The 9,700-nt window shown below is 66.8% G+C and carries 13 protein-coding genes; 7 read left to right on the top strand and 6 right to left on the bottom strand.

Annotated elements, in window-relative coordinates; translation table 11 throughout:
• Positions 1 to 3: 3 nt before the first annotated feature.
• Complete coding sequence (locus A5733_RS21035; protein ID WP_076241543.1) at positions 4 to 501, bottom strand: NUDIX domain-containing protein; 498 nt, start codon at positions 499 to 501, stop codon at positions 4 to 6.
• A gap of 277 nt (positions 502 to 778) precedes the next feature.
• Here A5733_RS21035 and A5733_RS21040 point away from each other — a divergent pair, with 277 nt between their 5' ends.
• Both A5733_RS21040 and A5733_RS21045 read left to right on the top strand, forming a co-directional pair.
• The gene (locus tag A5733_RS21040) at positions 779 to 1,078 is read left to right on the top strand and encodes a hypothetical protein (RefSeq protein WP_067773410.1); all 300 of its coding nucleotides are present in this window, start codon (positions 779 to 781) and stop codon (positions 1,076 to 1,078) included.
• A 101-nt stretch (positions 1,079 to 1,179) separates the two neighbouring features.
• Positions 1,180 to 1,950 (top strand): SGNH/GDSL hydrolase family protein, encoded by a 771-nt coding sequence (locus A5733_RS21045; protein ID WP_076241544.1) that lies wholly within the window; start codon positions 1,180 to 1,182, stop codon positions 1,948 to 1,950.
• A 12-nt stretch (positions 1,951 to 1,962) separates the two neighbouring features.
• Here A5733_RS21045 and A5733_RS21050 read toward each other — a convergent pair whose 3' ends face one another.
• Both A5733_RS21050 and A5733_RS21055 read right to left on the bottom strand, forming a co-directional pair.
• Positions 1,963 to 2,526 carry a hypothetical protein gene (locus A5733_RS21050; RefSeq protein WP_067773407.1) on the bottom strand — a complete coding sequence of 188 codons (564 nt, stop codon included), beginning with the start codon at positions 2,524 to 2,526 and terminating at the stop codon, positions 1,963 to 1,965.
• A 60-nt stretch (positions 2,527 to 2,586) separates the two neighbouring features.
• Entirely contained in the window at positions 2,587 to 3,387 is an 801-nt protein-coding gene (locus tag A5733_RS21055) for a ketosteroid isomerase family protein (protein ID WP_076241535.1), read from the bottom strand.
• Between the two features lie 87 nt (positions 3,388 to 3,474).
• Here A5733_RS21055 and A5733_RS21060 point away from each other — a divergent pair, with 87 nt between their 5' ends.
• The 3 genes from A5733_RS21060 (at position 3,475) to A5733_RS21070 (ending at position 6,102) form a co-directional block, all read left to right on the top strand.
• Complete coding sequence (locus tag A5733_RS21060; protein WP_067773401.1) at positions 3,475 to 3,861, top strand: hypothetical protein; 387 nt, start codon at positions 3,475 to 3,477, stop codon at positions 3,859 to 3,861.
• Between the two features lie 54 nt (positions 3,862 to 3,915).
• Positions 3,916 to 4,353 carry a hypothetical protein gene (locus A5733_RS21065; RefSeq protein WP_067773398.1) on the top strand — a complete coding sequence of 146 codons (438 nt, stop codon included), beginning with the start codon at positions 3,916 to 3,918 and terminating at the stop codon, positions 4,351 to 4,353.
• An 84-nt stretch (positions 4,354 to 4,437) separates the two neighbouring features.
• Positions 4,438 to 6,102 (top strand): acyl-CoA synthetase, encoded by a 1,665-nt coding sequence (locus tag A5733_RS21070; RefSeq protein WP_076241545.1) that lies wholly within the window; start codon positions 4,438 to 4,440, stop codon positions 6,100 to 6,102.
• Positions 6,103 to 6,156: 54 nt separating this feature from the next.
• On the opposite strand, the gene A5733_RS21075 is transcribed toward A5733_RS21070, so the two are convergent.
• The 3 genes from A5733_RS21075 to A5733_RS21085 are packed head-to-tail and all read right to left on the bottom strand — an operon-like array spanning position 6,157 to position 8,647.
• Positions 6,157 to 6,624, bottom strand: coding sequence for an SRPBCC family protein (locus tag A5733_RS21075; RefSeq protein WP_076241536.1), 468 nt, complete (start codon positions 6,622 to 6,624; stop codon positions 6,157 to 6,159).
• A 5-nt stretch (positions 6,625 to 6,629) separates the two neighbouring features.
• A complete protein-coding gene (locus tag A5733_RS21080; protein WP_076241537.1) occupies positions 6,630 to 7,814 on the bottom strand; it encodes a cytochrome P450 in 1,185 nt (394 codons plus the stop codon).
• Positions 7,811 to 8,647 (bottom strand): mycofactocin-coupled SDR family oxidoreductase, encoded by an 837-nt coding sequence (locus A5733_RS21085; RefSeq protein ID WP_076241538.1) that lies wholly within the window; start codon positions 8,645 to 8,647, stop codon positions 7,811 to 7,813. Before A5733_RS21085 ends, A5733_RS21080 begins: the two co-directional genes overlap by 4 nt.
• A gap of 89 nt (positions 8,648 to 8,736) precedes the next feature.
• Here A5733_RS21085 and A5733_RS21090 point away from each other — a divergent pair, with 89 nt between their 5' ends.
• Together A5733_RS21090 and A5733_RS21095 are read left to right on the top strand one after the other, a co-directional pair.
• On the top strand, positions 8,737 to 9,330 hold the full coding sequence (locus tag A5733_RS21090; protein ID WP_076241546.1) for a TetR/AcrR family transcriptional regulator: 594 nt from the start codon (positions 8,737 to 8,739) through the stop codon (positions 9,328 to 9,330).
• A complete protein-coding gene (locus A5733_RS21095; protein ID WP_076241539.1) occupies positions 9,327 to 9,635 on the top strand; it encodes an AMP-binding protein in 309 nt (102 codons plus the stop codon). Before A5733_RS21090 ends, A5733_RS21095 begins: the two co-directional genes overlap by 4 nt.
• Positions 9,636 to 9,700 lie beyond the last annotated feature (65 nt).

Genomic DNA, 9,700 nt, shown 5'->3' on the forward strand with positions numbered 1-9,700 from the left:
TCGTCAACAGGTGGGCGGGTCTCCCTCGCTATACCCGGCCAGCTGCGGCGCGGCCATCAACTGATCGAGCAGCGGGCGCTGCCCGGCAAGCAGCTTTTCCCGGGCGACTGCCACCGAAACCCAAGCGACACGGTCGATTTCAGGAAACTCGCCGAAGCGTCCAGACCCTTTCGGCAACTCCACGGTGAAGGTGTTGCTGACCGCCGCGGCCGGCTCGAAGTCCCCCTGGACCGCGAACGCCGTGACCACCTTGCCGCCGGCCTGCTTCACCGGAACCAGATCGATGCGCGGACCGGCAGGCGGCGGCGAGCCGAGTTCCTCGGCGAACTCTCGTTGCGCAGCCAGCCACGGATCCTCGCCCTCGGTGTACTCCCCCTTGGGCACCGACCAGGCCCCGGCGTCTTTGCGGGCCCAGAATGGTCCACCCGGATGGGCGATCAAGACCTCCACCCCGGTTCCGACGAAGCGGTACAGCAACACCCCGGCGCTCAGCTTGGCCACCGGATGCACGCTACGCGATGAGCCGATCACCGCGATTCGCCTCGGCCCGCCGGTGACGTACGCCACGTTGCTACAGCGCGGTGGCTCGTCTCACTTCAGACGCGGTGCCCACGTGTGACGCAGCCCTCGTCAAGGGTTTTCGGCCAGCCGGAATTTTAATTATGAACTGCCGGTTAACCAGTAGGTAACACCTAAAAAGACCGGCGACGGCGCGTGGGCGGGGTGTCGTCGACGACCTTGACGCGACACAACAGAAGAGTGAAAGAAGGCACGAAAGATGATGAGGATCGGGTTTGCCGCGGCGTTCGCAGGCGCCGCTGCCGCGGCGGTGATCGGCTTGGCCGCACCCGCTCAGGCAGCACCGAGCGGTCCGGGCAACGCCGAGCAGACGATCAGCCAACTGCAGTCGCAGGGCTACAAGGTGATCGTCAACCACGTCGGTTCCACCCCGCTGAACAAGGCAACCGTCGTGGCTGTGCGCCCGGGTCAGACCTACAGCCGGACGGATTCGGGAAGCCCTGGCGGCGACTTGCAGACCACCGTATTGAACAAGACAGTTTACGTAGATGTGAAGTAAGCCCAAACATCGCGAAACGCCAAGGAGGGGCGCCCATTTCGGGCGCCCCTCCTTTGCGTCCGGGGGAAGTGGCCGAGACGGTGCGCGCTAAAGTCGCCGACGTGCGACGTTTTTCCCGCTATGTCGCCCTGGGCGACAGCCAAACCGAAGGACTCTGGGACGGCGACGACACCGTCGGCCTGACCGGTTTCGCCGACCGGCTCGCGGCCCGCCTCGACGCGCTCTATCCGGGGCTGGGTTATGCCAATCTGGCCATCCGGGGTCACCGGATCGGCGATCTGCTGCACACCCAATTGCCGACCGCACTGTCGATGTGTCCCGACCTGGTCACCGTCTGCATCGGCATGAACGACGTGACCCGGCCGGGGCGCTCGTTCCAGCGCGCGTTGGATGACCTGGACTACCTCTACCGCACGCTGGCGGATTCCGGTGCCACGGTGGTCACCACGACGTTCCCGGACATCACCCAGATCCTGCCGGTGGGCCGACTGCTCGGGAAGCGGGTGGTCCAGATCAACGCCGTCATCAACGATGCCGCCGATCGATACGGGTTCCGCCTCGTGGATCTCTACGCGGCTCCCTCGATGCGTGAGCCGCAGACGTGGAGCGCCGACCGGGTGCACGGTTCGGCCCGGGGGCACGCATTGTTCGCCGCGGCGGCGGCCGAAGCGCTCGAATTGCCCGGCAGCGACCATGATTGGGCACTGGCCAACGAGCCGGCCCAGTTCCAGACCTTCCGGTCCCGCGCCTACTCGCAGGTGTTGTGGACGCAGAACATGCTGATGCCGTGGCTATGGCGCCATCTTCGCGGCCGGTCGGGCGGTGCGGGCCGCTCGCCGCGTCGGCCTGAGCTGATGTTCCTCGGCGGTTGAGCGGACTCGAGGTCAGATGCCGGTCCAGGCGGAGTCGAGTTCCTTGGCCACGTCGATCACCTTGGCCTGCTCGGATTCCGGGCTGTCGATCTCGCCGGCCACGTGCGCGGCGATGAACCGTTTGATCTCGGCGTCCACCCCGGCCAGGATGCGCAGCACCTCCGCGCGCAGCGACGTAGAGGTGACATGGATCGAGATGTCGGACGGGCGCGGCTTCTTGACATCGAGGATCAGCAGCAACGGCTCGGCCGCCAAAGCCGAGGCGCGCAACGCTATTTCGCCGAACACCATGAACTTGGGCCGGTCGATGCGTAAGTCGATCGTCATGTCGATCTCCAGCGGTATCCGGATGGAGAACGTGATGGTGTCACCGACGATGCGGCTGACCCGGGGCTTTTGGATCTTGACCCGCGCGGTGACCTTGGCGATCTTTCCGGGCCCCTGGGCGATGGGCCCCATTTCGAACTCGTCACCGGCGATCGCCCCGATGGCGTCGCCGACCCGGTCCTCGGAGACGGCCACCTCGAAGAACCGACGGCCGAATTCCTCGTAGGTGATGTATGCGTGGTCAGCCATGATCCTTCTACGGTCTCATGACGGCGCCGCGGCGGGGTGCAGCCGGGCCGGAAGTTCCGCTCACATCGCCTCCGCGTAGTACCGCACCCGCGAGATCGCACGTGGCTTGCCGCCGAGTTCGGCGATCAGCACCGCGCGCCCTCCGCCGTTGTCCAGCCCGGCCACCACGCTGGATCCCGAGGCGATCAGCTTGCGCCAGACGCCGCCCGCGATGCGGTCCACCAAGCCCGACGTGGTCGTCGGTACGTCGTCGCCGAAGCAGATGGTGGTGCCGGTCCCGAGCCGTCGCTGCACGGCGACCGCGTCGCCCGCGCACAGGTCATCGAGCACTCCGGCGATCAGGCGCTTACCCGCCCGGCCCGGGCCGCCGACGCCCTTCGCGAAGCCCAGCGCTCCCGCCGGCCCCTGGTTGCGCAGCAGCGCCCCGGCCAGCTTCAGGCCGACCGGCAGCGCCCCGACGCCGGCGCGAGCGAACTGTTCGATCATCGACGGCAGCTCCCAGTACGCCTGCAACTCCGCGATGGCCGGTCCATCCGGGCCGGGTGTGACGGCGTAACGCAGGTAGGCCGGAATCCGCATGGTGACCGATGCACTCATGGCGACCTCGAGTTCCAGGTCACGGATCACCGTCGAGCCGGCGACGATGTCGGCATCGCGGTGGAACGTGATGTCGCGCGGGGCGATGAAGGTGTCGTAGAAACGTCCGATCTCGACGCGTCCGCGGTGCGGCTGCGAACCCACCGGATCTTCGACCCGTCCGCCCGCAGCGAACAATCCCACCCACCGAAGGCGGTCGTGTGCGCCCGCTGCCTGCGGCGACAGCTCGACGGTGGCTAACAGGTCGTCCCGTGTGAAGGCCATCTGTTTCGTTTACCATCCCGCCCGTCGGCCAGTGCGCGCACACTGGTGTTTGACACGTGGCAAGCCCACCACATCGAGGAGAGCGCAATGAGTGGCAGTGGACCGTTCGGGTTCGATCCCGAGGATTTCGACCGCGTCGCCCGCGAGGCCGGTGAGGGGTTACGCGAGGCTCTCGACGGGTTGGGCCGGTTTCTCAACAACCCCGGTCAAGGCGTCGGGTGGGCAGGCCTGCTCGATGAGGTGACCAGGTTTTCCCGGCCGAGGACCGAGCCGGAGACCACCGGCGAGGCGGGCGACGGTGTGTGGGCGATCTACACCGTCGACGAGGCCGGCGGCGCCCACATCGAGCAGGTCTATCCCAGTGAGCTCGAAGCGCTGCGCGCCAATGCCGGCAACACCGATCCCGGCCGTCGGGTGCGGTTCCTGCCGTATGGCATCGCGGTCAGCGTGCTCGACACCGATACCGGTGAGTAACAACGGCTCCGAATGCCGACTGCTCGGCTCGGTGACCGGCTAGGCTCTTGCCCCATGATTCGCGAGTTCTTCGGTGCCACGGCAGTCGCGGCGGCGGCACTGGCAACAGCGCTGTCGGTGGCGCCGGGTGCGGCCGCTGACGACAACAGCAACATGTACCCGGACAACCCGGGCCGCTACCCCACCGATGTGCCGGGGATGAGCTACGAGGCGTCCAACGGTGCGCCGTGCTACAGCTGGGAACGCAACGTGTTCGGGCGCGGCCCGGGCGGAACAGCGATGCAGTGCCGCTGGATCCCCAACCAGTGGCCGCCGGTCTACACCGGATTCTGGACTTATGCCTATCCGTTGCACGGTGTGCAGGAGATCGGCTCACCGTGCCCGGGGCCGCAGGCCGCGGCGCAGTCCCCCGACGGACGGCCGATGCTGTGCCTCGGGGCGCAGGGCTGGCAGCCCGGCGTGTTCACCGGTGACGGGTTCTTCCCGGGCTGAGGCCCGCGTCACAGGCCACCGGCCATACACGTGGGCGATCAGTGTATGGTCGGGTGGCCCGAATCCGTGCACACCAGGAGTGCCATGAGCGCTGACGTGAAATTCGATCTGTCCACAGTGTTCTCGACGGTGGCGCGAGCCATCGGCGATCAGACCTTCCTGGTGTGGCGGGACCGGCGGTTGACCTACCGCGAGTTCAACGCCCGCGTCGACGGTTTTGCCCACTACCTGGTTTCTGCCGGCCTCGGTGCGCACACCGAACGCGACGCGCTGGCCGGGCACGAGTCCGGTCAGGATCACCTCGGCATCTACCTGCGCAACGGCAACGAGTACCTGGAATCGATGATCGGCAGCTATCGCGCGCGGGTTGCCCCGTTCAACGTCAGCTACCGCTACGTCGAAGAGGAACTGCTCTACCTGCTGACCGACTCCAACGCCCGGGCGGTGATCTACAACGCCGAGTTCGCCCCGAGGGTGGCCGCAATCCGCGACCGGTTGCCGAATCTGCAGGTGCTGATCCAGGTGGCCGACGAATCCGGCAACGACCTGCTGCCCGGCGCGGTCGATTACGAGACCATCCTGAAAACCCCGGCGCCGCAAGTCGGTATGCCCACACCCTCGGGTGACGACCTGTACATCCTCTACACCGGCGGCACCACCGGCATGCCCAAGGGCGTGCTGTGGCGCCAGCACGACATCTTCCTGTCCTCGATGGGCGGACGCCCGTTCGGCAGCGATACGTGCCTCAGCTCGTACGAGGAACTCGCCGAACGGGCCGCCAACGCCGGTGGCGGATTGTCCCTGTTGATGATCCCGCCGTTCATGCACGGCGCCGCCCAGTGGGCCGCCTACAACGCGGTCACCATGGGCGGCAAGCTGGTGATCCCCGACGATGTGGTGCGGATGCAGCCGGACAACGTGCTTCAGTTGGCCGAACGCGAACGGGTGCTGAGCATCCCGGTGGTGGGCGACGCGATCGCCCGGCCGCTGGTCGACGAGATCGAGAAGGGCGGCTACGACCTGTCCGGCCTGTTCACCATCACCAACGGCGGTGCGCCGCTGTCCCCGACCGTGCGCAAACGCATCCTGACCGCGCTGCCGCACCTGACCCTGCTCGACGCCGTCGGCGCATCGGAATCCGGCGCACAGATGAGCACCTTCTCGACCGCCGGTGGTGAGAGCGAGGCCGCGACGTTCACCCCGCAGTCCGACACCGGCGTGGTGGCCGAGGATCTGTCCCGGGTGCTCGGGCCCGGTGAGGGTGGCGGCTGGCTGGCGCGCCGGGACCTGATCCCCCTGGGCTACCTCGGCGACGAGGCCAAGACCGCGCGCACGTTCCCGACCATCGACGGGGTGCGCTGGTCGGTTCCGGGCGACCGGGCAAATGTCTTGGAAGACGGGCGTATTCAGCTGCTGGGCCGCGACTCGGTCACCATCAACTCAGGTGGGGAGAAGATCTTCGTCGAGGAGGTCGAGCGGGCCGTCTCCGCGCATCCGGCGGTGTACGACGTGGTGGTGGTCGGCCGGCCGTCGGAACGTTGGGGCAGCGAGGTCGTGGCGGTGGTGCAGTTCGCCGAGGGCGCGTCGGCCACCGACGAGGAGCTCATCGAGGTGTGTCAGCAGTCGATTGCCCGCTACAAGATCCCCAAGGCGTTCATCCGCTCGGCGCAGATCGTACGTTCGCCCGCAGGCAAGGCCGATTACCGCTGGGCCAAATCGGTGGCGACCGAGCCCGCGGAGGCGGTCTAGTTCCCCGCGCGAGCCGACACTAAAACCCCTGAAATCAACGGGTTTTAGGGGTTCTCACGTCTGCTCGCGGGAGAAGTGGGTGCCGATCGCGGCGAGCATCGTGGAGTGCGCGGCAACCGCCTGCGCCACGGTGACCGGCAGCAACGGCCGGGGCGCGGCGATCGTCAGCTCCTCGGTGATCCTGGTTCCGGTTTCGGTGGCGGCGAAATCCACTCGGCTGTCCAACGTCACCCGCGGGAACTGGCGAGCCTGTGCGGTGACAACGCCGGAGGTCGGCACGACGAGGCGGGTCCGGTACGTGATCGGCATCGTGAAGGGCCCCAAGGGAATCCGGTCGCGGACCCGGTAATCCTGCCGATACCCGTCGGCCAGGTCCAATCGGGCCCCGCGACGCACCCACTGCACCAGCGGATGGACCTGGGCGATGTTGTCCAAGTCGACGTAAAACGCCCGGACCCGCGCCGGCGGTGCGGGCACCTGCGCGCTGACACTGCGGCGGGCCTGCCCGATCCAGACGTTCACCTGAGTCAGTTCACCACGATGCGTAGCTGCTCCCAGCCGCGCACGGTCGAGGTTGGCGCCAGTTGCGCACTGTCATAGTCGATCTCCCATTCGGGGAACCGATTGAGCAGTTCGTCGAGGGCCACCCGGCCTTCGAGGCGGGCCAGGTTGGCACCCAGGCAGTAGTGCAGACCCTTGCCGAAGGTCAGGTGGCTGATGTTGTCGCGGTGGATGTCGAACGTGTCGGGGTTGCGGTACCGGCGTGGGTCCCGGTTGGCCGCCCCGAACAACAGCAGCATGGCGCTGCCGGCCGGAACCGTGATGCCGTCATATGCGAAATCCGTTGCCAACCAACGGGCAACGTGCGGTCCGGTGGGTTCGAAGCGCAACGTCTCGTCGACCGCGCGGGTCAGCAGCGAACGATCCTGCGCCACCTCCCGACGCTGGTCGGGATGTTCGGCCAGCACCTTGGCCAGCCAGCCGATGAGCCGGCCGGTGGTCTCGTTGCCCGCCCCGGCCACCACCTGGGTGTAATGCAACACCTCTTTACGGTTGAGCTTGCGGTTGACCCCGAATTCATCGGTGAACTCGACATTGAGCAGCGCGGTCATCAGGTCGTCGGACGGGTTCTTCGACCGCCATTCGACGTAGTCGGCGTAGATCCGGCCATCGGCGATCCGATCGGCCTGCGCCACCTTCATCGGGGCACCCGGTTTGGTGCGCAGGTTGGCGTCGTTGGCGTCGCGAACCCCGATCTGCTCGGATTCCGGTATGCCCAGCAGCATTCCGATGACCCGCATGGGCATCATCGAGGCCAGTTCGGCGATGATGTCGAAGCCGCCGGACCCGACCAGCGGATCGAGGCACCGCACGCAGAACTGCCGGATCTGGTCCTCGATCTCGGCCATCCGCCGCGGCGTGAACACCCGTGACATCAAGCCGCGTAGCAACGTGTGCATCGGCGGATCCTCGAACATCATCACGCCCGGCGGCATGTCGAAGTCCGACTTCACCAGTTCGAGGATGTCACTTCGGCTGTTGGAGAACGTTTCCCAGTCCGACAGCGCCCTTTCCACGTCGGCGTGCCGGGACAGTGCCCAGAAGTCGTAACGCTCGTTGTAGTAGAGCGGGGCCTCATCGCGCAAGCGGGCGTAGACCGGGTACGGGTCGGCGACGATGCCGATGTCGTAGGGGTCGTAGTACACGGTCATTTCAGGCAACTGCCGGCGTCGACGGGCAGGGTGACCCCGGTGATGTACCGAGCCTCGTCCGAGGCCAGGAACAGCACCGCATTGCTGATGTCCTCGGGAGACACCCACGGGATCGGCAGCACGTGAAACGTCTGGCAGATCGGCGCCAGATCGTCGGGCCCCGGGTTCTCCAGGTCCGGCCGAAACATGCGGTACGTCTTGTCGTTCATCAGCATGGGACTGTCGACGTGGGTGGGATGCACCGAGTTCACCCGGATCGAATGCTGTCCCAACTCGACGGCGAAGCTGCGCATCAGCCCCACCACACCGTGTTTGGCCGCCACATAGTGACCGGTGAAGGGATAGGCCTTGGAACCGGCCACCGAACTGGTCAGGATGATCGAACCGCCTCGGCCGCCGGCAAGCATGTGCGGCACACCGGCTTTCACCGTTTTCCACACCCCACTGAGGTTGACGTCGATCATCTCCTGCCAGAGGTCCTCGTCCATCCGGTCCAGCCTCACGCCGGTGGTACCGATACCCGCGTTGGCCGCGATGATGTCCAGCCGGCCGAGTTGTTCGACGCCGCCGCCGACCGCGCCCGCCAGGGCGTCGAAATCGCGCACATCGACCTCGGCGGTGACGATCCTCCTCCCGAGGTTCTTGACCAGATCAGCGGTTTCGGCCAGATCCGCGGCAGTGGACCCGAGCGCCGGTGACCGCTCGAAAGTGGCGCAGATGTCGACGGCGATGATGTCGGCACCTTCTTGGGCCAGCCGCACCGCATGGCTGCGTCCCTGTCCGCGGGCCGCCCCGGTGATCAATGCGACCTTGCCGTCCACCCGACCTGTCATCCCCCACCCTCCGCCAACTTTGGGCGATCGCCCAATAACTACACTCAGGCCATGTCTAGCAGTCGCCGCCGCGCGTGGTCAAGGGTGCGATGAGCACCCCGAAAACAACCGCCGGACGCGACTCCACCACCCGGCGGGCACTGATTCGGGCCACCGCGGCAGTCATGCTCGAGGAGGGCTACGCCGCGGCCACATCGCGACGGGTGGCCGCACACGCCGGCGTCAAACCCGCACTCGTGCACTACTACTTCCCCAGCATGGACGACTTGTTCATCGCCGTCCTGCAGGCCGGTGCCGAGTCCAACCTGAGCACCCAGCAGCAGGCATTCGCCGAAGATCGCCCACTGCAAGCACTGTGGGAGCTCAACAACACCCAGGGTGCCGCGCTGTGGATGGAGTTCATGGCATTGGCCAACCACCGCAAGGCAATCCGTAGTGAGATCGCCGGCTACGCCGACCGTTTCCGCGAGCTCGAAGAGGCGGCGATGGCCTCGGCGCTGGAGTCCCACGGCGTCGACACCGACGAGTTCCCGCCGGTGGTGATGTCGATGATCGTGGCCAGCCTGGCCCGCATCCTCGTGCTCGAGGACGGGCTGGGCATCAACCGCGGCCATGCCCAGGCACAGCAATTCGTACGACGCTATCTGGACCGGTTCGAGCTCAACCCGGGTGAGCGAGCATGAGCCTTCTGCACGAGTTGATCTCGACTGCGGCACTCACCGCACCACGGCGCGCGGCCGTCATCGCCGACGACGGAACCACCGCGACGTTCGCCGAGTTCGATCGTCAGATCCGCGGTGTCGCAGGCTGGGTCGCCGATCGGACCGCCCCGGGCGACCGGGTGGCCGTGATCGCCGACAACAGCGCGGCCTACGCCCAGCTGTATTACGCGGTGCCCCACAGCGGGCGCGTGCTGACCTTGATCAACCAGCGGCTCAGCCCCGCCGAGCAAGCGGTTCAGCTGGCCACTGCGGCGCCGCGGATCTGACGATCGAACTCGGCGAACGTCGCGGTGGTTCCGTCGTCGGCGATGACGGCCGCGCGCCGTGGTGC

Source organism: Mycobacterium sp. NS-7484 (genome assembly GCF_001953975.1).
Taxonomy (GTDB): Bacteria; Actinomycetota; Actinomycetes; order Mycobacteriales; family Mycobacteriaceae; genus Mycobacterium.

What these genes read in the sequence shown, in the direction of transcription:
- A5733_RS21040 (WP_067773410.1), top strand. Translation starts at nt 779, where the DNA reads ATGATGAGGATCGGGTTTGCCGCGGCGTTCGCAGGCGCCGCTGCCGCG.
- A5733_RS21050 (WP_067773407.1), bottom strand. Translation starts at nt 2,526, where the DNA reads ATGGCTGACCACGCATACATCACCTACGAGGAATTCGGCCGTCGGTTC.
- A5733_RS21055 (WP_076241535.1), bottom strand. Translation starts at nt 3,387, where the DNA reads ATGGCCTTCACACGGGACGACCTGTTAGCCACCGTCGAGCTGTCGCCG.
- A5733_RS21060 (WP_067773401.1), top strand. Translation starts at nt 3,475, where the DNA reads ATGAGTGGCAGTGGACCGTTCGGGTTCGATCCCGAGGATTTCGACCGC.
- A5733_RS21065 (WP_067773398.1), top strand. Translation starts at nt 3,916, where the DNA reads ATGATTCGCGAGTTCTTCGGTGCCACGGCAGTCGCGGCGGCGGCACTG.
- A5733_RS21070 (WP_076241545.1), top strand. Translation starts at nt 4,438, where the DNA reads ATGAGCGCTGACGTGAAATTCGATCTGTCCACAGTGTTCTCGACGGTG.
- A5733_RS21080 (WP_076241537.1), bottom strand. Translation starts at nt 7,814, where the DNA reads ATGACCGTGTACTACGACCCCTACGACATCGGCATCGTCGCCGACCCG.
- A5733_RS21085 (WP_076241538.1), bottom strand. Translation starts at nt 8,647, where the DNA reads ATGACAGGTCGGGTGGACGGCAAGGTCGCATTGATCACCGGGGCGGCC.
- A5733_RS21090 (WP_076241546.1), top strand. Translation starts at nt 8,737, where the DNA reads ATGAGCACCCCGAAAACAACCGCCGGACGCGACTCCACCACCCGGCGG.
- A5733_RS21095 (WP_076241539.1), top strand. Translation starts at nt 9,327, where the DNA reads ATGAGCCTTCTGCACGAGTTGATCTCGACTGCGGCACTCACCGCACCA.